Source organism: Variovorax sp. P4_B10 (assembly GCF_056402375.1).
Genome location: NZ_JBFUHN010000010.1, coordinates 1 through 22,214 on the forward strand (window position 1 = coordinate 1; position 22,214 = coordinate 22,214).

Sequence of the window (22,214 nt, forward strand, 5' to 3'; positions counted from 1 at the left end):
GCAGCCGTCAGCGTGGTCTTGCCGTGGTCAACGTGACCGATCGTGCCCACGTTCACGTGCGGCTTGGTGCGGGTGAATTTACCTTTTGCCATTTTTCAATCCTTGAAAGAGCATTCCCGTGTATTGGTTTTATGTCTGCACCCGATTGCTGGTTCGCCTCGCACGGGAACGTGGCGGCACCGGATCGCAGACAAAGAGAGCCACGCACTGCGTGGCCCTGCATTCTTCAAAACTTACTTGGCGCGAGCAGCCACGATGGCTTCTGCAACGTTGCGCGGAGCTTCGGCGTAGTGCTTGAACTCCATCGTGTACGTGGCACGGCCTTGCGACATCGAACGCAGCGTGGTCGAGTAGCCGAACATTTCCGACAGCGGCACTTCGGCCTTGATGGCCTTGCCGCCACCGATCATGTCTTCCATGCCCTGCACCATGCCGCGGCGTGAGGACAGGTCGCCCATCACGTTGCCGGCGTAGTCCTCAGGCGTTTCGACTTCCACGGCCATCATCGGCTCGAGAATCACGGGGCTGGCCTTGCGGGCGCCTTCCTTGAAACCGAAGATGGCGGCCATCTTGAACGCCATTTCGTTCGAGTCCACGTCGTGGTACGAGYCGAAGTGCAGCGTGACCTTGACGTCGACGACGGGGTAGCCCGCCAGCACGCCCTGGGTCAGTGCTTCCACAACGCCCTTTTCCACTGCGGGGATGTATTCGCGAGGAACCACACCGCCCTTGATGGCGTCGACGAACTCGAAGCCCTTGCCCGCTTCCTGCGGTTCGAGCTTCAGGATGACGTGACCGTACTGGCCCTTGCCGCCCGACTGGCGAACGAACTTGCCTTCGGCATCTTCGACGGTCTTGCGGATCGTTTCGCGGTAGGCCACCTGGGGCTTGCCCACGTTGGCTTCCACGCCGAACTCGCGCTTCATGCGGTCCACGATGATTTCGAGGTGAAGCTCGCCCATGCCGGCGATGATGGTCTGGCCCGATTCTTCGTCGGTCTTGACGCGGAACGACGGGTCTTCCTGTGCCAGGCGTTGCAGGGCGATGCCCATCTTTTCCTGGTCGACCTTGGTCTTGGGCTCGACGGCCTGGGAGATCACCGATTCCGGGAACACCATGCGCTCGAGCGTCAGGATGGCTGCGGGATCGCACAGGGTTTCGCCCGTGGTCACTTCCTTGAGGCCAATACAGGCAGCGATGTCGCCGGCGCGGATTTCGCTCACTTCGACGCGGTTGTTGGCGTGCATCTGCACGATCCGGCCGATGCGCTCTTTCTTGCCGCGCACCGGGTTGTAGACGCTGTCGCCCTTGGTCAGCACGCCGGAATAGACGCGAACGAAGGTCAGCTGGCCGACGAACGGGTCGGTCATGAGCTTGAACGCGAGCGCGGAGAACTTCTCGTCGTCGTCTGCCTTGCGGGTCGTCGGCACTTCGTCTTCGTCCATGCCCTTGACCGGCGGGATGTCCGTCGGTGCGGGCATGTATTCGACGACGGCGTCGAGCATGGCTTGCACGCCCTTGTTCTTGAAGGCCGAGCCGCACAGCATCGGCTGGATTTCGCCAGCGATGGTGCGTTGGCGGATCGCAGCCTTGATTTCGGCTTCGGTCAGCTCATTGCCTTCGAGGTACTTGTTCATGAGCTCTTCGCTCGCTTCGGCAGCGGCTTCGACGAGCTTTTCGCGGTACTCGGCGCACACCTCGGCCAGGTCGGCCGGGATTTCGCCGTACTTGAAGGTCACGCCCTTTTCTTCGTCCCAGATGATCGACTTCATCTTGACGAGGTCGACGATGCCCTGGAAGCGCTCTTCGGCGCCGATCGGGATCTGGATGACGACGGGGTTGGCCTTCAGGCGGTCCACCATCATCTGGCGCACGCGCAGGAAGTCGGCGCCGGTGCGGTCCATCTTGTTGACGAACGCGAGACGCGGAACCTTGTACTTGTTGGCCTGGCGCCAGACGGTTTCGGACTGGGGCTGCACGCCGCCGACGGCGTCGTACACCATGACAGCGCCGTCCAGCACGCGCATCGAGCGCTCGACTTCAATGGTGAAGTCCACGTGGCCGGGGGTGTCGATGATGTTGATGCGGTGTTCGTCGAACGTGCCCGCCATGCCCTTCCAGAAGCAGGTGGTGGCAGCCGAGGTGATCGTGATGCCGCGCTCTTGCTCTTGCTCCATCCAGTCCATCGTGGCGGCGCCATCGTGCACTTCACCGATCTTGTGGTTCACACCGGTGTAGAACAGGATGCGCTCGGTCGTCGTGGTCTTGCCGGCGTCGATGTGCGCGGAGATGCCGATGTTGCGGTAGCGCTCGATGGGGGTCTTGCGAGACATGATTTACTTTCGGGTTAAATGCGTTGAGCGCTGGGCCTTGAGCACGGGCGACATCGCCCGACACTCAATACCCAACGCCCAAGCGAAGTTTGATTCTTAGAAGCGGAAGTGGCTGAAGGCGCGGTTGGCTTCTGCCATGCGGTGCACTTCATCGCGCTTCTTCATGGCACCGCCACGGCCTTCCGTGGCTTCCATCAGTTCGTTGGCCAGACGCAGGGCCATCGACTTTTCGCCACGCTTGCGGGCGGCTTCCTTGATCCAGCGCATCGACAGCGCCAGACGGCGCACCGGGCGCACTTCGACCGGCACCTGGTAGTTCGCGCCACCGACGCGGCGCGACTTGACTTCGACCATCGGCTTCACGTTGTTGATGGCAACGGTGAAAGCTTCGAGCGGGTCCTTGTCAGGATTCTTCTTTTCGATGAAGTCGAGCGCGCCATAAATGATGCGCTCGGCGATCGCCTTCTTGCCGCCTTCCATGATCACGTTCATGAATTTCGACAGCTCGACATTGCCGTACTTGGGATCCGGCAGGATTTCACGTTTGGGGACTTCGCGACGACGTGGCATGTTACTAACCTCTTTGCTTCAGTTGGCACCGTTTCCGGCACCGCGAGAGCCATTCCGGACTCTCACTTACTCGACCCGACAGTGGGTCACTTCGTTCGATGTGCCCGCCAAGGCAACCGAACACCGTTTTTTTCTTGACGACAGGAAGGCTTAAGCCTTCTTGGGGCGCTTTGCGCCGTACTTGGAACGCGACTGCTTGCGGTCTTTCACGCCTTGCAAGTCGAGCGAACCGCGCACGATGTGGTAGCGAACACCGGGCAAGTCCTTGACACGACCGCCGCGAACCAGCACGACGCTGTGTTCCTGCAGATTGTGGCCTTCGCCGCCGATGTAGGAAATGACTTCGAAGCCGTTGGTCAGACGGACCTTGGCAACTTTACGAAGCGCCGAATTGGGCTTCTTGGGCGTCGTGGTGTAGACGCGGGTGCAGACACCGCGGCGTTGCGGCGAGTTCTGCATGGCAGGGCTCTTCGAATTGATCTTTTCGACCGTTCGACCCTGACGCACCAGTTGATTGATGGTTGGCATGAATGAATTAGTCCCAAAACAACCCGGCCCTGGCTGTGAAGCCGCCCTTGTCGTGACACAAGGAAACCGGGAATAACGAAAACGTGAAACCCTTCGGAAAATTCCGAAAAGCCGACGAGTATAGCAGGCGTGCCTGAAACGGCAAAGTCAGGCGCAGCCAGCGTCGGCTGGCCGCCTCAGCCGCCCGGTGCCCTTACTTGATCCAGAGCCGGATGGCGTCCCAGGCGCGGCCGAAGATGCCCGCCTGTTCGACGGCTTCCAGGGCGACCAGCGGCACATCCGCCACCGGCTGGTCGTCCAGGGTCACCTTGAGCGAACCCACGGGCTGGTATTTGGTGAACGGCGCCACCAGCGGGTCGGGGCGGGCCACCTGGGTCTTGATCTTGCTGGCCGTACCGGCCGGCACCGCCACCACGATGGCGTCCGGGCGGCCCAGCTTGAGGATGTTGGCCTTGCCCTTCCAGACCGCGGGCGTGGCGACCGGCTGGCCGGCGTCGAAGAGACGGACGGCATCGTAGGCCGTGTAGCCCCAGTTCAGCAGCTTCTGCGATTCGTTGGCCCGCACGGTCTCGCCCGAGGTGCCCAGCACGATCGACAGCAGGCGGCGGCCGCCGGTCAGGTTCGGGAAATCGCGCTTGGCGGTGGCGATCATGCAGTAGCCGGCAGCCTCGGTATGGCCGGTCTTCAGGCCGTCGACGGTCGGGTCGCGGAACAGCAGCAGGTTGCGGTTGGTGTCGTTGGTCGACGGCGTGCCCGGGTAGCGGTACTTCTTGATCGCGTAGTACTTGGCTTCTTCCGGGAAGTCGCGCACCAGGCGGGTCGCCAGGATGCTCAGGTCGCGGGCCGTGGTGGTGTGGCCGGGTGCGGTGAGGCCTTCCGGGTTCTTGTAGGCGGTGTTCTTCATGCCCAGCGCCTTGGCCTGGGCGTTCATGAGCTCGACGAAATGCTCCACCGTGCCGCCCACGCCCTCGGCCAGCGCCACCGTGGCGTCGTTGCCGGACTGCACGATCAGCCCCTTGATCAGGTCTTCGACCGGCACCTGCATCTTGGGATCGATGAACATGCGCGAACCGGGCATCTTCCATGCGCGCTGGCTGACCGGGATCGTCTGGGTCAGCGTGATCTTCTTGGCACGCAGCGCATCGAACACGATGTAGGCCGACATCAGCTTGGTGAGCGAAGCCGGCTCGACCGGGCTGTCGATGTCCTTCTGCGCAAGGATCTGGTTCGCCGTCACGTCGAGCAACAGGTAGCTGCGCGCGGCGATTTCAGGCGGCGCCGGCACCTGGGCAGCAGCGATCACGCCGACCGAGGCAGCGGCAGTCAGCACCAGTGCGCGGAGCGCATTGAAAAAACGATTCATGGGGAGGATGGAAAGAGACGAAAACAAGCCTGCAAGGCTTTCATTCGATGCCCGCGCGGAGATGGCGGGCAACCAGACTTTTGAGCAGCGGCAATTGTCCGTGAAAGAAATGGCCGCCCCCGGGAATAACCGTGACAGGAAGTGACTGTGGCCGGGCCCAGTCCATCACGGCCGCGAGCGGCACGGTGTCGTCGGCCTCGCCGTGGACCACCAGCATGCGCTCGTGGGCCTCGGCCGGCAGCGTGGCCACGGAAAAGCGCGAAGCGGCCGTGCCGACCAGCACGAGTTGCCGGATGTCGCGCGCGGCCCAGAGCTTTTCGGCCGCGCCACTTGCAACGAAGGCACCGAACGAGAAGCCGGCAATCGCCAGGGCGCCTTCCGGCGCGAGCTGGCCGACGACATTCAGCATGTCCTCCAGTTCGCCGCGCCCTTCGTCGTGCGCCCCCTCGCTGGCGCCGACGCCGCGGAAGTTGAAGCGCACCGCCGTCCAGCCGGAAGCAACGAAAGCGCGCGCCAGGGTCTGAACCACCTTGTTGTCCATCGTGCCGCCGAACAGCGGGTGCGGATGGGCGATCACCGCGATGCCGCGGGGAGCGCCGGCCGGCAGGTCGCGCTGCACCTCGATCACGCCGGCGGCGCCCTGGAGGCTGATCTTTTCGGTCTGGGAGTTCATGGCACTGTGAATGAGCGGACCGGCAGCGCCGGTCGGGAGCACGGTACGAGCGGCGGGCCCGCGGGAAAGTTCAGCGTCCGACGTCGGCGGGCAGCAAAAGCCGCTCGACGACCTGGCCATTCTTCAGGTGCGACTCGACGATCTCGTCGATGTCGTCGGCATCGACGAAGGTGTACCAGACGGCTTCGGGGTACACCACCGCCACGGGTCCGCCGGCACAGCGATCGAGGCACCCCGCCTTGTTGACCCGCACCTTGCCGGGCCCGGACAGCCCCGCCTCTTTCACCTTTGCCTTGCAGCGATCGAAGCCTTCCTGCGCGTTGTGCATCGAACAGGAGTTTTCGCCGTTCTTGCGCTCGTTGAGGCAGAAGAAGATATGGCGGCCGTAGTAGCCGGACGGCGCGGCAGGGGTGGAACTGGGCATCGGTCGATTTTAGTGACGCCCGCCGTGATGCCCCGCTACGGCGCCAGCCGCCCTTTGCGCGACAGGGCGGCCACCACGTAAGCCAGCACCGCGAAGGGCCATGTCCATCCAAGCCATTGGGCCAGCCCGTGGAAGCGGATGAAGCGCCCCTGCTCCCAGGTGGCCAGGGTCTGCGCGAAGTACGCGCTCTCGGGCGCCTGGTTCAGCAGGCTCAGCTGGAGCACAAGCCCCACCAGCAACAAGGCCGCGCACAGGCGGCGCGGCGCGGCCACGAGCAGCGCGCCGGCAATCAGCGCGGCGGCCATGCCGACCAGGACCGGCAAGTCCAGCCACGCCCACGCATGCGCGGGTCCGTAGCTCAAGGCCGCCGACAGTGCCGAGGCGGCGACGCCCGCCAGAAAGATCAGCGGGAGCAGGATCGCACGATGGACGACCGTGCGCGCCACCAGGTAACCCAGCAGGCACGGCACCAGGGCGCCGAGCATCACGCACAGCAGCTCCACCGCCGGCACCAATGGCTCGAGCTCGAACTGGCGCACCGGCAGCCAGTCGATGAAGGGCGTGTCGAGCAGCCATTCGGATATCGCCACCTCGAGCCGCTCGAACACCTGGCCCAGCCCGAAGGTGACGGCCGCAGGGAACAGCAGGGCAAAGGGCCAGAGCGCAAGCAAGACCAGCGCACCGCGGGACTCCTCGACGAACCAGTGGGAGCGCGCGCGGCTCCAGTGGGCCACCGCGCCCAGGCGCTCCAGCGCCACCGCCAGCACGGCACCCAGGACCGTGCCAGCCGTGTTCAGCCCCAGGTCGACATTGGAAGGAATGCGCGCGGGCAGGTAGCTCTGCAGCGTTTCCATCGCGAAGGCAATCGCCGCCCCCGCCACGGTGGCGCGCAGCACCGCGCGCCAGACACCGGCGGTGCGGCGCGTGCGCAGCACCGCCAGCGCGCACAGGAAGCCGAAAGGCACGTAGCCCGCGACGTTGACCGCGAAGTCGAAGCCCGTCCAGTATTTGGGCCAGGGCGCCGACAGGTAGGCCCAGGGCGCGATGCCCTGGTCGCGCCAGTCGGCAAAGGGATAGAGGCTGGCGTAAACGATCAGCGCCGCATAGGCGAGCGCAAGGGGAAGCGCGGCGGACTTGTGCGGCCTCTCCACCGTGTCCATCGGGTTCAGAACGGCTTGACGACGACCAGGATCACGATGCCGAGCAGCAGCAGCACGGGCAGTTCGTTGAACCAGCGGTACCAGCGAWCGTTGCGCTGGTTGCCCCCTGCCACGAAGCGGCGCAGCAGCACACCGCAGCCATGGTGATAACCGATGGCCACCAGCACCAGCGCCAGCTTGGCGTGCATCCAGCCGTTGCCCGGCCCGCGGCCGATGCCATAGCCCAGCCAGAGCCACAGGCCGAAGCCCAGCGCGGGAACGGCCAGGAAGGTGGTGAAACGCAGCAGCTTGCGCGCCATCAACAACAGGCGCTCGCGCTCGGCAACCGACTCCGGGGGCACCATCGCAAGATTGACGAAGATCCGCGGGAGGTAGAACAACCCCGCGAACCAGCTTGCAACGAAAACGATATGGAGAGATTTGACCCAGAGCATGGCGGCAGTTTAGTGGTGCACCGCGCCCTCGCACCGATCCGCCGCGCCCGCAGGCCCTGGACAAAAAAAAGCCCGACGTCTTCACGTCGGGCTGGGAAGCCCTTTTGCTGTCACACATCAAGGCACCCGCTCAGGGAGGAAAAGCGGGGAGCGGCAAGCCGCCCGCTTCAGAATTTAACAAAGACGAAACAAGGTTTCAAGCGACCAGGACACTTTCTTTGTCATTCACAACTAAATATTTAGAACTATTTTTCTACGAGTTTCCGTAGTTGTCAGACAACTGGCCACACGGGCCACAGTACGACGATTGAATGCTTCAGGCACAATTTTCCGATGATGACGCCCCCCTATTCCCCCCTCGCCATGTACCCCGCCGGCCGTCCGAGACGCCTCCGCCGGGACGCTTTCACCCGGAACCTGGTGCGGGAGAACGCGCTGACGGTCAACGACCTGATCTACCCCGTGTTCGTGCAGGAAGGCGAGAAGCGACGCGATGCCGTGCCCTCGATGCCCGGCGTGGACCGCCTGAGCCTCGACCTGCTGCTGCCGGTTGCCGAGCAGTGCGTGGCGGTCGGCATCCCGGTGATGGCGCTGTTCCCGGTGATCGATGCCAGCCTCAAGACGCCGGCCGGCGACGAAGCCTTCAACCCCGACGGGCTGATCCCCCGCGTGGTGGCCGCGCTCAAGTCGCGCTTCCCCGAACTCGGTGTGATGACCGATGTGGCGCTCGACCCCTACACCAGCCACGGGCAGGACGGCCTGCTCGACGACACCGGCTACATCCTCAACGACGCCACCGTCGAAGTGTTGGTGAAGCAGGCGCTCACACAATCGCAAGCTGGCGTGGACATTGTGGCGCCCAGCGACATGATGGACGGCCGCATTGGCGCCATCCGGGCCGCGCTCGAAGCGCGCGGCGATATTCACACGCGCATCATGGCCTACAGCGCCAAGTACGCCAGCGCGTTCTACGGCCCCTTCCGCGACGCCGTCGGCTCGGCCGCCACGCTCGGCAAGAGCAACAAGAAGGTCTACCAGATGGACCCCGGCAACAGCGACGAGGCGCTGCGCGAGGTGGCCCTGGACATCGCCGAAGGCGCCGACATGGTGATGGTCAAGCCCGGCATGCCTTATCTCGACATCGTGCGCCGCGTGAAGGACGAGTTCCACGTGCCGACCTTCGCCTACCAGGTGAGCGGCGAATACGCGATGCTCAAGGCCGCCGCCCAGAACGGCTGGCTCGACCACGATGCCGTCGTGCTTGAAAGCCTGCTGGCCTTCAAGCGCGCCGGCGCCGATGGCGTGCTCACCTACTTTGCACTCGACGCCGCGCGCCTGCTACAAAAACAGTAGCATTCTGTGCCCGCAGCACAGGGGCTGACCGGGTACGCGACAAGAACAACCAAGGCAGGGTCATGCGCATCTTCGAAATCAACCGTTCGCATGTCGGCGAACATCAGGCGCTCACGCCGCTGGCCGTGCCGGGGGCGTGCGCCGCCAGCGGCTATCTCTGGATCTCGCTCACCCGCGAGGAATTTCGCGCTTCCCTGGCGGAGGTCCAGCAGATCCTGCAGACGCTCTGCCAGACCCAGCTGGTCGATCTGCATGTGGCCGACCTGCTCAACGACCAGTTGCCCTCCCACTACGACTACACCTCGAAGTACGACGTGCTGGTGTTCCGGCGCCTCGCAACCAGCCAGGGCCAGGCGGTACTGGGCAACGGCAACGGCAACGGAAAGGGCAATGGCAACGAAGCCCCACCCAGCCCCGCCGCACCCCAGCCCCGCAGGGGGCCACCGGTGCTGCGCCGCGTCGACACCCGGCCGGTCGGCTTCGCGGTGTTCGACCGGGTGCTGCTGTCGGTGCATCCGGAGGACGGCGCTGTGCGCGACGCCTTTGCCGCGCGGCTGCTGGCGGCCGGGTCGTCCGACGACCGCGGCGCACCTGCGCTGGACGTGCGCGCGACCTCCGCGCGCGTGCCCACGGGGCCTTCGGACCTGATGCTGCGCGTCATCAACCAGATCGTCGACGGCTACCTCGACCTTCGGCGCGAGCTCACCAGGCAGCTCGATCACTGGCAGACCGAGCTGATCGATCCGCGCAGCCGCTTCACCAACTGGGGGGCGCTGATGGAGGCGCGGCAGTCGCTGCACCACCTGGACGAGATCTGCGAAGACCAGCGCGCGGCCATGCAGGACTGGATCGACTCGCTCGAAACCCTGCCTGCGCCCAAGGGCGAGGCCGAACAGCGCGAGCGCGAGCTGACCATGATCCGAAGCCGCGACGTGCTCGAACACATCGAGCGCGTGGTGCACCACGTGCACCGGCTCGAACAGAACGCAGAGACCGCCGTGCAGATGCACTTCAGCGTCCAGGGCCACCGCGCCAACGACATCATGCGGGTCCTCACCGTGCTGACCGCCATCTTCCTGCCGCTCAACCTGATCGCAGGCATCTTCGGCATGAACTTCGAGTTCATTCCGCTGGTGCACAAGGCCGACGGCTTCTGGATCGCGATGACCGCGATGCTCGTCATCGCAGTGCTGCTGGTCGTGATCTTCTGGCGCAAACGCTATCTCGCCCGGACGCGATAGCGACAGCCACCCGCCAAACGAAGAAAGGCCACGCTTTCGCGTGGCCTTTCTTCTTGGGCTGCCTGCCCCGAAGGGCGGGCCTGCTTACTTGGCGGTAGCGCCCGTGCCTTGCTGGGCTTGAACGCGTGCGTCCATCGGGTGGGCCATCGTCGAGATGACCTTGCTGTTGACGCGCGAACCGCCCGTCACGTTCTGGTCGGGAGCGTAAGCGGTGCGAACGGCTTCGGCTTCAACGATGGCGCGGTCCTTCGACACGGCGACCGTTTCCGGGCCGCGCGAACCGCGGGTCACGTTCTGGTTCGGAGCCGATGCTGTGCGCACGGCTTCGGCGTTGACGTCATCGCGGCTCTTGGTCGAGACAGCGGTGTTCACGCCTTCGTAGCTTTCGGCTTGGGCGCCGGTGGCGGCCAGGAGGGTCAGGGCAGCAGCGGCGAGGATGTGCGAGGTCTTCATGTCAGTTCCTTGTGTTTCGTCGGATGGTTCGTTGTCCACCAGGCTTGCTCGTTCGCTTGCCTGTGCCGCGAGTTTCGAGCGGAATTCCTTACATAAAACACTCGGATCAGAGACACCGTGTTTCCTCTATTGAAACAATGACGAAACAATGGTGCGTTCGATGCATGTAAACGACCGAAAGCCGGTCCCGCCTGCGCAGGCCCGGCCTCTGGAAACGGGCGTCTTCCGGCCTGCGGACTCGCGCGCTATCGGCGTGCCTTCTGGTACTGCGACGGCACTTCGCTGTTCACGAAGGCGCGGCGGTCCAGGTTCTGGTTCGGCGCATGCGCGGCGGCGACGGCCTCGGCACGGATCGATGCCCGGTCGAGCGCGCTGGGCCGCACCGTCAAAGGCGATGCAACCACGTCGCCATACACATTGCCGCGGCGCGCGGCAGCAGCCCCTTCGGCCGCCAGCTCGGCGCGGTTGCCACCGATGTCGAGCGGCTGCACGGGTTCAAAGCCCTCGGCATGCGCGCCGGCGGCCGTCAGGAACGACAAGGCGGCTGCAGCGATGATCTTCGAGGTCTTCATGGTTCGGCTCCTTCGGCGCGTATCGGAAGTGTCGCGCAGGTTCGTCCGGAAAAACCCGGGAGAATCGAACCAACGCGTTCCCAAAACGGAAACAATGGGCTCTTTGACATGGACAGTCTCGATCTGATCAGAACCTTCCGCGAAGTCGCCTCCCATGGCAGCTTCTCGCAGGCGGCCAAGAGGCTCGACATGTCGAAGGCCACGGTCAGCAAGTACGTGGCCGAGCTCGAGACACGTTTCGGCGTGCGGCTCCTCAACCGCTCCACGCGCTCCGTGAGCCTCACCGACGCCGGGCAATTGCTCCTCGAGCGCAGCACCCCGGTGCTCGAAATGGTGGAACTCACCCAGGCCGAATTGCAGGAGCGCGCCAGCCAGCCCGGCGGCCGCCTGCGGATCTCGGCCCCGCACGGCATGGGCAACGGCGAATTTCCGAACCTGCTGGCCGACTTCATGCGCTACTACCCGGACGTGAGCATCAGCCTGCAGCTCACCAACCGCACGGTCGATCTCGCGGAAGAAGGCATCGACGTCGACATCCGCACCGGCCCCGTAGCAGACGCCAACCTCATCGTGCGCAAGCTGCGGCTCATGGACATGGTGGTCTGCGCCTCTCCGGTCTACTGGAAAAAGCACGGCAAGCCCGAGCATCCGCGCGATCTGGCCGGGCACGAGGCGCTCACGCATTCCCTGCTGGGCGCACAGCCGGTGTGGCGTTTCGACGAGGGCGGGCAACCCCTCGACGTGCAGGTCAAGAGCCGCATGGACTGCACCGAGGGCGCGCCGCTGATCCGGGTCGCGATGCGCGGCTTCGGCGTGATCTACCTACCCTCGATCCTCGTGCAATCGCACATCGACCACGGCGAACTCGTGCCGGTGCTTCAGGGCTACACGCGCAAGGACATGTGGCTGTCGGCCGCCTACCTTCAGCGGCGCCACAACAGCGCCGCGCTGCGCGCACTGCTCGACTTTCTCCAGACCCGCGTGGGCGAGGGGCCGGGCCTCAAGAAATAATAAACCCGGCACGGGCCGGGTTCTTTTGGCGCCGGCCGGAGGTCAGCCGACGTGCTTGGCAAAGAACGCCAGCGTCCGCGTCCGCGCCAGCTTGGCCGCCTCGGCGTTGTACGAACCGCGCTGGTCGCAATTGAAGCCGTGGCCCGATTCGTAGACGTGCACCTCCACCTCGGGATGCGCCTTCCTGAAGGCCTCGACGGTGTCCAGCGGAATCCAGTGGTCCTGGTTGCCGAAGTGCGCCAGCACCGGCACCTTGGGCTGGCGCGCGGTTTCTTCCGGCGTGGTCATGCCGCCGCCGTAGTACGGCGCCGCGGCAGCGAGGCCCGGCAGCAGGCTGGCGGCACGCCAGACCAGCAGGCCACCCCAGCAGTAGCCCACGATGCCGACCTTGCCGGCCTTCGATGCATAGGCGACGGCCGCCTCGATGTCCTGCAGCACGCCGGGGGCGGGCAGCGCCTCGACCGCGGTCTTGAGGCCGAAGCCGGCCTTCATGTCTTCGTCGCTGTAGCCCAGCTCCACACCGGGCTTGACCCGATGAAAGGTCGATGGCGCAACCGCGAGATAGCCGTCGGCCGCATAGCCGTCGGCCACCGAGCGGATGTGCGAGTTGACGCCGAAGATCTCCGGCACCACGACCACCGCGCCGCGCGGCTTGCCCGCGGGCTCGGCCACGTAGGCGGGAAAGCCGAAGCCGTCCTTGGCGGTGAGATCGATGAATTGGCCCATGGTTGTCTTGCTCCTTGATGGCAAATGAATGAATGTCGTGCGCTACTGGCGCAGCGCCCGCTCGACGAAATCGAGCCGGTCCTGCCCCCAGAAAATCTCGCCGTCGATCACATAGCTCGGCGCGCCGAACACCTGGATGTCGATGGCTTCCTGCGTATAGGCCTCGTAGCGCTCCTGCACCGCCTGGCTCTGCGACTGCTCCGAGCGCTTGGCAGGCAGGCCGCATTCGGCAACCAGCGCTTCGAGCACGTTCGGGTCACCGATGTTGCGCTCCTGCACCCACACCGCGGCAAACACCGCGGCGCACATGCGCATGGCGGCCTCGGTGCCGTCGTTGATGTCGACCGCGATGATGAGACGCGCCGCATCGTCGCTGGCGACCGGAAAGAACTTGGGCTTGGGATTCAGCGGCAGGCCCAGATGGCGTGAGCAGCGTGCCAGGTCGACCAGCCGGTAGGCCTGCCGCTGCGGCGCGCGCTTGCCCAGCGGCAATCCGCCGGAAACCGGAAACACGCTCCCCAGGTCGATCGGCCGCACCCGCACCGTGGCGCCGGCCGCTGCTGCAATCGCCCCGAACCGGGTATGACCCAGATAGGTCCATGGGCTCTGGGGCGCAAAGTAGTAGTCGATCGTCTTGCTGGTGCTCATGCGCGTGCCCTCGATGATGTAATCCAAGCCAACGGTTTTAACTGACGCACAGTTTCTCTGCAGGAGGTAGGTTTTGAACCCAGTGCTATTGATCACCGGCGGCGGGCGGGGCATCGGCGCCGCCACGGCCCTGCTGGCCGCGCAGCGCGGCTACGCGGTGGCCGTCAACTACGCCAGCAACTCGCTGGCGGCCGACGAGGTGGTGCGCACGATCCGCGCGGGCGGCGGCACCGCCATCGCCGTGCAGGCCGACGTGGGCGACGAGGCCCAGGTGATCGCGATGTTCGAGAAGGTCGATGCCAAGCTGGGCCGGCTCACCGCCCTGGTCAACAACGCCGGCGTGGTCGACGTGCAGGCGCGCGTCGACGAAATGAGCGTGGCGCGGCTGGAACGCATGTTCCGAATCAACGTGATCGGCAGTTTCGTCTGCGCCCGCGAAGCCGTGCGCCGCATGAGCACCAAATACGGCGGCGCGGGCGGCGCCATCGTCAACATCTCCAGCGGCGCCGCACGCCTCGGTTCGCCGGGCCAGTACGTCGACTATGCGGCCAGCAAGGCCGCCATCGACACCCTCACCATCGGCCTGGCCAAGGAGGTGGGCGACGAAGGCATCCGCGTCAACGCGGTGCGCCCCGGCCTGATCGACACCGAGATCCATGCCTCCGGCGGCATGCCCGACCGCGCCTTCGAGCTCGCACCCACCGTGCCGATGAAGCGCACCGGCAGCCCCGAGGAAGTCGCGGGCGCCATCCTGTGGCTGCTGTCCGACGAAGCCAGCTACACCACCATGGCCCTGCTCGATGTGACGGGGGGAAGGTAGGCATGAGCACCTCGATGGATCTGATCAAGCCGCTGGTCACGCTGGTGGCCATCGTCAACCCGCTGGCCATCGTGCCCTTCTTCATCCACTACACGCAGGGGTATTCCGATGCGCAGCGCCGGCACACGGTGCGCATGTCGGCCTTCAGCGCGTTCGTCGTCATTGCGGTCAGCGCGCTGATCGGGCTGCAACTGCTGGCTTTCTTCGGCATCTCGATCGCAAGCTTCCAGGTCGGCGGCGGCCTGCTGCTGCTCATGAGCTCGCTGTCGATGCTCAATGCGCAACCAGCCGAGAGCAAGACCAATGTGGAGGAACTGCGGGCTACCGAGGTGAAAGCCTCGATGGGCGCGTCCATCGCGGTGGTGCCGCTCACCATTCCGCTGCTCACCGGGCCGGCCACGATCTCGACCGTGGTGATCTACGCCGACAAGGCACAGCACCTGTGGGAACTGGCGGTGCTGGTGGGCTACGGCGTGGTGGTGGCGCTGGCGACCGCGCTGGCCTTTTCGCTCGCCCAGCCGATCGCGCGCGTGCTCGGCAAGACGGGCATCAACATCATGACGCGGCTGATGGGCCTGATCCTCGCGGCGCTGGCGGTCGAGGTCATGGCGGACGGGCTCGGCAAGCTGTTCCCGATCCTGTCCAAGGTCGCCTGACCGGGCTCAGCCCAGCATCTTCTCGATCACCCGCCAGTGCGCGGGATCGACCGGCGTGATCGACAGGCGATTGCCCTTGCGCAGCACGATCAGCTCCGCCAGTTCGGGCCTGGCGCGCAACTCGGGCAGTGCCAGCAGCCGGGTCTTGCGCACGGCCTGCACATCGACCAGCAGCCAGCGCGGGTCTTCCTTCTTGGCGCCCGCGTCGTAGTACGGCGACTTCGCGTCGAACTGCGTTGGATCGGTCTTGATGCCCGAGGCCACGCGCGCGATGCCGGCAATGCCCGGCTCCGGACAGCTCGAGTGATAGAACAGCACGCCGTCGCCGATCTTCATGCCGTCGCGCATGAAATTGCGTGCTTGGTAGTTGCGCACGCCGGTCCACGCCACGGTGGCGCCGGGCGCGGCGAGCGCATCGTCGATAGAGACCTCGTCGGGTTCGGATTTCATCAACCAGTACTGGGGCATGGCACTCTCGCGAGGGGTTTGGCGACGAAATATAGCCGCCCTCCCCGGTACTGGCGAGTCGGTCTTACGGCGTGACGTAATCCGAGACGACGACCCACTTCCCGTCCTTGATCTGCGACAGCCGCGACAGGTCGTTGCCCAGGCGCTTGGTGGCGGTGTAGCTGCTCTTCGGGCTGCCGAACATGTCGGGCTCGAAGGTCATGCTGTCCATCGCCTTGATGAAGCTGTCGGTCGTCAGGTTCGGGCCGGCCTTCGTCGCCGCCTTGATGAACGAATCGATGATCACGTAGCCGTACACCGAGAACACCGTCGGGTCTTCGTTGAACTTGGTCTTGTACTTGTTGGCCCAGAAGCGCAGCGGCTGCGACTGCTCGTCGGTGTAGGGGTTCTGCACCGTCATGGTGGCGTAGATGCCGTCCATCGCCTTGCCGCCCAGCTTGTGGATTAGGTCGGTATAGGACGCGCTCGAGCCCAGGAAGGTCGGGTTGAAGCCCGTCTTGCGCGACTCGCCCACGGTGCCGATGGTCTCGCGGATGATGGTGCCGAGCACCACGAGGTCGCAATTGGCGGCCTTCATCTTGGCGACCTGCGAGCTGAAGTCGGTGGCGCCGCGCTTGAACGAGGTCTTCTCGGTCAGCTCCAGGCCCGCCGTCTTGAGGCCCGCTTCGGCGCCGCGCTGCACCTCGAGCCCGAACTCGTCGTCCTGGTAGATCGTGCAGACTTTCTTCGCGCCCTTCTCCTTGATCATCTTGGGCAGCGCCAGCCTGATCTGGTCGTAGTAGGTGGCCGCGAACGAGTACTTGAGCCGGTTCAGGGGCTCGTACATTTCGCGCGCCGCGGTGATCGGCATGTAGTTGACGATGTTCTTCTCGAACTGCACCGGCATCGCCGCCATGTTCTGCGCCGTGCCGATGTGGCCGGCCATGATGAAGATCTTTTCCTGGTTGACCAGTTTTTGCGCCGCAAGCACGGCCTTCTTCGGGTCGTAGCCCGAGTCCTCGACGAAGAGCTTGAGCTTGCGGCCGTTGACGTTGCCCTGCTCGTTGAGTTCGTCCACGCGCAGCTGCATGCCGTTGCGCGCCTGCTTGCCGAAGCCCGCGAGCGGACCCGACAGATCCTGGATCGTGCCGATCCGGATCTCGTCCTTGCTCACGCCCTGTTGCTGCGCGGACGCGAACGTCGCGATCAGGCCCAGCACGGCCAGAGTCGTCACTGTCTTGAGCTTCATGCGGTTGTCTCCTCGGGTTGACACACAAAAAACGGGCAGCCGGTCAGCGGTACATGGCCTCGATGCGGTCGGCGTACTTGGTCTGCACCAGCTTGCGCTTGAGCTTCATCGTCGGCGTGAGCTCTTCGTCCTCGGCACTCAACTGCGTTTCGAGCAGGAAGAACTTCTTGATCTGCTCGACCCGCGCAAACTTGGCATTGACGCGGTCGATCTCGCCCTGGATCAGGTCCAGCACCTCTTGCGCACGCGTGAGGCTTTCGTAGTTGCTGAATGGCACATCGTGGTCCTGCGCAAACTTCTCGACGTTCTCCTGATCGATCATCACGATCACCGTCAGGTAGGGCTTCTTGTCGCCGATCACCACCGCATCGGTGATGTAGGGGCTGAACTTGAGTTCGTTCTCCAGCTCGCTCGGCGTGATGTTCTTTCCACCTGCCGTGATGATGATGTCCTTCATGCGGTCGGTGATGCGGAAATACCCTTCCGCGTCGACCAGGCCGACGTCGCCGGTGTGCAGCCAGCCGTCGGCGTCGATGGTTTCGGCGGTCTTTTCGGGCAGGTTGAGGTAACCCATGAAGACATTGGGGCCGCGCACCAGGATCTCGCCGGTCTGCGGGTCGAGGCGCACCTCGTTGTAGCTGGTGGCCGGGCCGATCGAGCCCGGGCTGATGCGCGACGGCGGCACGCCGGTGGAGGCACCGCACGATTCGGTCATGCCCCACACCTCCAGCATGGGCACGCCGAGCGCAAGGTACCAGCGCACGAGATCGGGCGAAATCGGCGCGGCGCCGGTCACCAGGAATCGCGCGCGGTGGATGCCGATGAGCTTGCGCACGTTGTCGAGCGCCAGCCAGCGCGCGATGCGGAACTTGAAGCGCAGCCCCGCTCCTACCGGCTTGCCCTGGAGCACGCGCTCGGCGATCTGCTGGCCGACGCCGATGCTCCAGCCGTAGGCGGCCTGCTGCAGGCGGCTGGCTTCCTTGAGGGCGATCATCACGCCCGAATAGAACTTCTCCCACACGCGCGGCACGGCGGTGAACACCGTGGGCGAAATCTCGCGCACGTTCTCGGGCACGGTCTCGGGGTTCTCGACGAAATTGAGGATCGAGCCGGTGTACATCGCGAAGTATTCGCCGCCCATGCGCTCGGCGATGTGGCACAGCGGCAGGAAGCACATGCGCTCGTCGGTCTCGCCCTGGGCCAGCAGGGTGTTGTAGCCGCGCATGGTGTAGACCAGCCCGCGGTGGCTGTGCATCGCGCCCTTGGGCTTGCCGGTAGTGCCCGAGGTGTAGACGAGGATGGCAAGGTCCTCGGGCCGGCAGCCGGCAATGCGCTGTTCCAGCGCCTGCGGGTGGGCCTGGAGGTGGTCGCGGCCGAGCGCGCGCAAGGCGTCCAGGCTGATGACGCCGGGGTCGTGGAGGTCGCGCAGGCCTTCCATGTCGAACACGATCACCTTGCGCAGCAGCGGCAGCTGACCGCGCACTTCCAGCGCCTTGTCGAGCTGCTCGTCGTCCTCGACGAAGAGCACGGTGGTGCGCGAGTCTTCGCAGAGGTAGGTCACCTGCGAGGCCGCGTCGGTGGGGTAGATGCCGTTCGACACGCCGCCGCAGCTGAGCACGGCGACATCGCACAGCACCCATTCGATGACGGTGTTGGAGAGGATCGACGCGCACTCGCCGTGCCCGAAGCCCAGCGCCAGCAGGCCGCCCGCAATCTCGCGCACGGCCTCGGCGGTCTGCCGCCAGGTCCAGGTGCGCCAGATGCCGAACTCTTTCTGCCGCATCCAGACCTTGTCGCTGCGCAGTTCCACGGCCTTCCAGAACACGGCGGGAATGGTGTCGCCGGGCACGACGACGTCGAGCCGGGGCTGCAGGTGCGCGAGGTCCCAGAGACCGGCAGGAGCGCGCAGGGCCAGTGTGCTCATGTCCTCATCTCCAGTTCTTCTTCTTTTTCCAGCGCCGCTCGCCGCGCACGCCGTCGTCTTTCACGCCGAGGTAGAACTCCTTGATGTCTTCTTTCTCTCTCAGACGGTCGCAGGCATCTTCCATCACGATGCGGCCGTTCTCCAGCACATAGCCGTGATCGGCGGCGTTGAGCGCCATGTTGGCGTTCTGCTCGACCAGGAGGATGGTGGTGCCGCGCTCGCGGTTGATGCGCACGACGATCTCGAAGATCTCCTTGGTCAGCTTGGGGCTGAGGCCAAGGCTGGGCTCGTCGAGCAGGATGAGATGCGGCGCGGCCATGATGGCGCGCGAAATGGCGAGCATCTGCTGCTGTCCACCCGAGAGCAGGCCGGCGTCCTGCGTGGCTCTTTCGCGCAGGATGGGGAAGTAGGTGTAGACGCTCTCCATGTCTCGCGCCACGCCATCGCGGTCCTTGCGGGTGTAGGCACCCATGAGCAGGTTGTCTTTCACCGAGAGCAAGGGGAAGACTTCACGGCCTTCGGGCACGTGGCTCAAGCCCTGCTGGACGATGTGGGCCGGGTCCTTGGCGGTGATGTCCTTGCCCTGGAATTCGATGCTGCCTTTTCGGGGGTCGATGATTCCCGAGATGGTCTTGAGGATCGTTGTCTTGCCCGCGCCGTTGGAGCCGAGAACTGTCACGATCTCGCCCTGCCTGACTTTCAGGCTCACGCCGCGGATGGCCTTGATGGGGCCGTAGGCGCTTTCCACGTTGAGCAGCTGGAGGACGACGTCGCTCATTGGGTAACCTCCGCGCTGCGCGCTGCGGTATTCGCCTTGGGAGCGGCCCGATGGCTCATGCCGCCACCCTCCTCAAGCTGCTCACGTCGTCCACGGTCCCGAGATACGCCTCGATGACACGCTCGTCGGCCTGCACCTCGCGCGGCGTGCCGGTCGCCAGCACCTCGCCCATGTTCATCGCCAGCACGCGGTCGGACACCTTCGACACGAGCGACATGTCGTGCTCGACCATCAGCACCGACACGCCCAGCTCGTGCTGGATGTCCTGGATCCAGAACGCCATGTCGGCCGTCTCTTCGACATTGAGCCCCGACGACGGTTCGTCGAGCAGCAGCAGCTTGGGCTCGGTGCACAGCGCACGCGCCAGCTCCACCACCTTGCGAACGCCGTAAGGCAAACCGGCCACCATCGAATCGCGGTGGTGCTGAAGGTCCAGAAGTTCGATCACCTGCTCCGCCTTCTCGCGCGCCTGGATCTCGGCACGCCGCGTGGCGGGCGTGAAGAACACCTCGCTCCAGAAACCCGTCTGCCGGTGCGTGTGCCGACCGATCAGCAGGTTGTGCAACACGGTCGCGTGCTCGAAGAGCTCGATGTTCTGGAAGGTGCGCGCGATGCCCAGCGCCGCGATGGTGTGCGGGGCTTGCTGCGTCAGCGCAAGCGCTCCGGCCGCCTCGCCGTGCCATGTGATCTCGCCCATGGTCGGCGTGTAGATGCGGCTGATCAGGTTGAACACCGTGGTCTTGCCCGCACCGTTCGGGCCGATCAGCGTGAACACCTCGCCGCGCCGCACGTCGAAGCTCACCTTGTTGACCGCGAGCACGCCGCCGAAGCGCACGCTCAGGTCTTTCGCCGAAAGAAGAATGTCGCCGCTGCCGTTGCTCATCATCTCAACCGGTCTGATTTGGTGAACGACTTCTGCCGCTTGAAAAGGCCCTTGCGGTAGAACGGGAAGAGCTGCAGCCAGGTTCGGATCTTGAGCCAGCGGCCGTACAGGCCCAGCGGCTCGAACAGCACGAAGGCGATCAGCACGAGGCCGTAGACCAGCCCCTGCAGGCCGGGCGCCTGGCCGACGACGGCCGGCAACCAGTCCTTGCCCATCGAGATCAGCTGCGGCATGGCAATCAGGAAAATGGCGCCCAGGAACGCGCCGTGCACCGAGCCGAGCCCGCCGATCACCACCATCAGCAACAGATCGATCGACTGCAGGATGTTGAACTGGTCGGGCGAGATGAAGCTCAGCTTGTGCGCATACAACGCACCGCCCAGCCCCGCGAGCGCGGCCGAGATTGCGAACGACATCGTCTTGTAGCGCGCCAGATGGATGCCCATGCTCTGCGCAGAGATTTCGGAATCGCGAATGGCGACGAAGGCGCGGCCGGTCGGCGAGCGCAGCAGGTTCAGGATGCCGAGCGTGCTGAGCACCGCCACCACCAGGCACAGGAAGTAGAAGCCGTCGCCCGATCCCAGCGACCAGCCGAAGAGCTGCGGCGACTTCACATGCAGCCCCGCATTGCCGCCCGTGACGCTCTCCCAGCGCGCGAACACCTCCTCGACGATGAAGCCGAACGACAGCGTCGCGATGCCGAGGTAGATGCCTTTCACGCGCAGCGCCGGCAGGGCGACCACCACGCCCACCGCCGCCGACAGCGCCGCAGCCGCGAGCAGCGCAATCGGGAACGGCACGCCCATGTTGGTCAGCACGCCCTGCGTATACGCCCCCGCCCCCAGGAACGCCGCATGCCCGATGGAGAACTGCCCCGTGAACCCCGCCAGGAGCATCAACCCCAACCCGACGATGCCGTAGATCAGCACGAAGGTCAGCTGCGCGAGCCAGTACTCGTCGATCACCCACGGCGCGATGACGAGGAACGCCACAAGCAGGCCGTACCAGAACACATGGCCGCCGTGCCGGGCGAGCCGGATGTCCTGGTCGTAGCTGGTCTTGAAAACGAAGCGCATATCGAGCTAAACCTTCTTGCGCAGCTTTTCGCCAAAGAGACCGTTGGGCTTGATCATGAGCATCAGCAGCACCACGATGTAGGGTGCCGTGTCCTTGAAGCCGTCGGGCAAATAGAAACCCGCGAACGATTCGACGATGCCGATCACCAGCCCGCCGACGATCGCGCCCGGCAGGCTGCCGAAACCGCCCACCACCGCGGCCGGAAAGGCCTTGAGCCCGATGAAGCCCATGTTCGCGTGCACGAAAGTGATGGGTGCGAGCAGCATGCCGGCGATGGCCGCAACCGCCGCCGCCAGCCCCCACACCAACCCGTTGAGCCGCTTCACCGGAATGCCCATGTAGTAGGCCGCGAGCTGGTTCTGCGACGACGCCTGCATCGCGATGCCGAGCTTGCTGTAGCGGAACATCGCGAACAGCAGGCCGCACAGGATGGCCGTCGCGATGATGATCGCGAGCTGCTCGAGGTTGACCACCAGCCCGCCCAGCTTCCAGATCTGGTCCTTGTAGGGCACGGCCAGCGTGTGGGTGTCGGTGCCGATGCCCGGCACCATGGTGATGAGGCCGCGCGCCACGTACGCGATGCCGATGGTCAGCATCACGATCGAGAACTGCGGCTGCCCGAGGATCGGGCGGATCACCACCAGTTCGAGCAGCACGCCGAAAGCCGCCATCGCCACCACCGCCAGGATGGCCGCGAGCCAGAACGGCAGGCCGAACAGCGACATGCCGGCAAACGCACCGAAGGCGCCGAGCATCATCAGGTCGCCCTGCGCGAAGCTCACGGTCTCGGTGGCCTTGTAGATCAGCACGAAGCCCAGCGCGATCAGCCCGTAGATGCAACCTTGCGCAATGCCCGACAGCAGGAGTTGGAGGATCTGCATGGGGCCCTTC

At 65.0% G+C, this 22,214-nt stretch carries 25 protein-coding genes; 5 read left to right on the top strand and 20 right to left on the bottom strand.

Annotation, left to right across the window (positions count from 1 at the left end):
- The 9 genes from AC1DXX_RS07135 to AC1DXX_RS07175 all read right to left on the bottom strand — a co-directional run.
- Positions 1–92, bottom strand: a 92-nt coding sequence (locus tag AC1DXX_RS07135; RefSeq protein ID WP_082519739.1) for a GTP-binding protein, incomplete at its 3' end; no start/stop codon positions are given.
- A 141-nt stretch (positions 93–233) separates the two neighbouring features.
- A complete protein-coding gene (fusA, locus tag AC1DXX_RS07140) occupies positions 234–2,333 on the bottom strand; it encodes an elongation factor G (protein ID WP_478133478.1) in 2,100 nt (699 codons plus the stop codon).
- 96 nt (positions 2,334–2,429) lie between these two features.
- A complete protein-coding gene (gene rpsG, locus AC1DXX_RS07145; protein WP_013543947.1) occupies positions 2,430–2,903 on the bottom strand; it encodes a 30S ribosomal protein S7 in 474 nt (157 codons plus the stop codon).
- 150 nt (positions 2,904–3,053) lie between these two features.
- Positions 3,054–3,431, bottom strand: coding sequence for a 30S ribosomal protein S12 (gene rpsL / locus AC1DXX_RS07150; RefSeq protein ID WP_013543948.1), 378 nt, complete (start codon positions 3,429–3,431; stop codon positions 3,054–3,056).
- A gap of 193 nt (positions 3,432–3,624) precedes the next feature.
- A complete protein-coding gene (locus tag AC1DXX_RS07155) occupies positions 3,625–4,794 on the bottom strand; it encodes a D-alanyl-D-alanine carboxypeptidase family protein (protein WP_478133479.1) in 1,170 nt (389 codons plus the stop codon).
- Between the two features lie 40 nt (positions 4,795–4,834).
- On the bottom strand, positions 4,835–5,467 hold the full coding sequence (locus AC1DXX_RS07160) for an alpha/beta hydrolase (protein ID WP_478133480.1): 633 nt from the start codon (positions 5,465–5,467) through the stop codon (positions 4,835–4,837).
- A 70-nt stretch (positions 5,468–5,537) separates the two neighbouring features.
- A complete protein-coding gene (locus AC1DXX_RS07165; protein ID WP_478133481.1) occupies positions 5,538–5,891 on the bottom strand; it encodes a (2Fe-2S) ferredoxin domain-containing protein in 354 nt (117 codons plus the stop codon).
- Positions 5,892–5,926: 35 nt separating this feature from the next.
- Positions 5,927–7,051: a VanZ family protein gene (locus AC1DXX_RS07170; protein ID WP_478133482.1), complete on the bottom strand. Its 1,125-nt coding sequence runs from the start codon at positions 7,049–7,051 to the stop codon at positions 5,927–5,929.
- 5 nt (positions 7,052–7,056) lie between these two features.
- Positions 7,057–7,485 (bottom strand): CopD family protein, encoded by a 429-nt coding sequence (locus AC1DXX_RS07175; protein ID WP_478133483.1) that lies wholly within the window; start codon positions 7,483–7,485, stop codon positions 7,057–7,059.
- 363 nt (positions 7,486–7,848) lie between these two features.
- Here AC1DXX_RS07175 and hemB point away from each other — a divergent pair, with 363 nt between their 5' ends.
- The gene (gene hemB / locus AC1DXX_RS07180) at positions 7,849–8,838 is read left to right on the top strand and encodes a porphobilinogen synthase (RefSeq protein WP_478133586.1); all 990 of its coding nucleotides are present in this window, start codon (positions 7,849–7,851) and stop codon (positions 8,836–8,838) included.
- A 62-nt stretch (positions 8,839–8,900) separates the two neighbouring features.
- On the top strand, positions 8,901–10,079 hold the full coding sequence (locus tag AC1DXX_RS07185) for a magnesium transporter CorA family protein (RefSeq protein ID WP_478133484.1): 1,179 nt from the start codon (positions 8,901–8,903) through the stop codon (positions 10,077–10,079).
- A gap of 84 nt (positions 10,080–10,163) precedes the next feature.
- On the opposite strand, the gene AC1DXX_RS07190 is transcribed toward AC1DXX_RS07185, so the two are convergent.
- Positions 10,164–10,532: a DUF4148 domain-containing protein gene (locus tag AC1DXX_RS07190; RefSeq protein WP_478133485.1), complete on the bottom strand. Its 369-nt coding sequence runs from the start codon at positions 10,530–10,532 to the stop codon at positions 10,164–10,166.
- Positions 10,533–10,777: 245 nt separating this feature from the next.
- Positions 10,778–11,104, bottom strand: coding sequence for an alpha/beta hydrolase (locus AC1DXX_RS07195; protein ID WP_478133486.1), 327 nt, complete (start codon positions 11,102–11,104; stop codon positions 10,778–10,780).
- Between the two features lie 108 nt (positions 11,105–11,212).
- Here AC1DXX_RS07195 and AC1DXX_RS07200 point away from each other — a divergent pair, with 108 nt between their 5' ends.
- The gene (locus AC1DXX_RS07200) at positions 11,213–12,115 is read left to right on the top strand and encodes a LysR family transcriptional regulator (RefSeq protein ID WP_478133487.1); all 903 of its coding nucleotides are present in this window, start codon (positions 11,213–11,215) and stop codon (positions 12,113–12,115) included.
- Between the two features lie 42 nt (positions 12,116–12,157).
- Here AC1DXX_RS07200 and AC1DXX_RS07205 read toward each other — a convergent pair whose 3' ends face one another.
- Both AC1DXX_RS07205 and AC1DXX_RS07210 read right to left on the bottom strand, forming a co-directional pair.
- A complete protein-coding gene (locus AC1DXX_RS07205; protein ID WP_478133488.1) occupies positions 12,158–12,841 on the bottom strand; it encodes a dienelactone hydrolase family protein in 684 nt (227 codons plus the stop codon).
- 42 nt (positions 12,842–12,883) lie between these two features.
- Entirely contained in the window at positions 12,884–13,489 is a 606-nt protein-coding gene (locus tag AC1DXX_RS07210; protein ID WP_478133489.1) for a DsbA family protein, read from the bottom strand.
- A gap of 73 nt (positions 13,490–13,562) precedes the next feature.
- Between AC1DXX_RS07210 and AC1DXX_RS07215 the strand changes: the two genes are divergently transcribed.
- Positions 13,563–14,309: an SDR family oxidoreductase gene (locus tag AC1DXX_RS07215; RefSeq protein ID WP_478133490.1), complete on the top strand. Its 747-nt coding sequence runs from the start codon at positions 13,563–13,565 to the stop codon at positions 14,307–14,309.
- Between the two features lie 2 nt (positions 14,310–14,311).
- Entirely contained in the window at positions 14,312–14,965 is a 654-nt protein-coding gene (locus tag AC1DXX_RS07220; protein ID WP_478133491.1) for a MarC family protein, read from the top strand.
- 6 nt (positions 14,966–14,971) lie between these two features.
- Here AC1DXX_RS07220 and AC1DXX_RS07225 read toward each other — a convergent pair whose 3' ends face one another.
- The 7 genes from AC1DXX_RS07225 to AC1DXX_RS07255 form a co-directional block, all read right to left on the bottom strand.
- Positions 14,972–15,433, bottom strand: a complete 462-nt coding sequence (locus AC1DXX_RS07225) for an EVE domain-containing protein (RefSeq protein WP_478133492.1) — start codon at positions 15,431–15,433, stop codon at positions 14,972–14,974.
- A 64-nt stretch (positions 15,434–15,497) separates the two neighbouring features.
- Positions 15,498–16,661, bottom strand: a complete 1,164-nt coding sequence (locus AC1DXX_RS07230) for an ABC transporter substrate-binding protein (RefSeq protein ID WP_478133493.1) — start codon at positions 16,659–16,661, stop codon at positions 15,498–15,500.
- A gap of 43 nt (positions 16,662–16,704) precedes the next feature.
- Positions 16,705–18,585, bottom strand: a complete 1,881-nt coding sequence (locus tag AC1DXX_RS07235) for an AMP-dependent synthetase/ligase (RefSeq protein WP_478133494.1) — start codon at positions 18,583–18,585, stop codon at positions 16,705–16,707.
- Positions 18,586–18,589: 4 nt separating this feature from the next.
- Positions 18,590–19,363: an ABC transporter ATP-binding protein gene (locus AC1DXX_RS07240; protein WP_478133495.1), complete on the bottom strand. Its 774-nt coding sequence runs from the start codon at positions 19,361–19,363 to the stop codon at positions 18,590–18,592.
- A gap of 55 nt (positions 19,364–19,418) precedes the next feature.
- A complete protein-coding gene (locus AC1DXX_RS07245; protein WP_478133496.1) occupies positions 19,419–20,246 on the bottom strand; it encodes an ABC transporter ATP-binding protein in 828 nt (275 codons plus the stop codon).
- On the bottom strand, positions 20,246–21,322 hold the full coding sequence (locus AC1DXX_RS07250) for a branched-chain amino acid ABC transporter permease (protein ID WP_478133497.1): 1,077 nt from the start codon (positions 21,320–21,322) through the stop codon (positions 20,246–20,248). Before AC1DXX_RS07250 ends, AC1DXX_RS07245 begins: the two co-directional genes overlap by 1 nt.
- A gap of 6 nt (positions 21,323–21,328) precedes the next feature.
- On the bottom strand, positions 21,329–22,204 hold the full coding sequence (locus tag AC1DXX_RS07255; protein ID WP_354370476.1) for a branched-chain amino acid ABC transporter permease: 876 nt from the start codon (positions 22,202–22,204) through the stop codon (positions 21,329–21,331).
- Between the last annotated feature and the right edge of the window lie 10 nt (positions 22,205–22,214).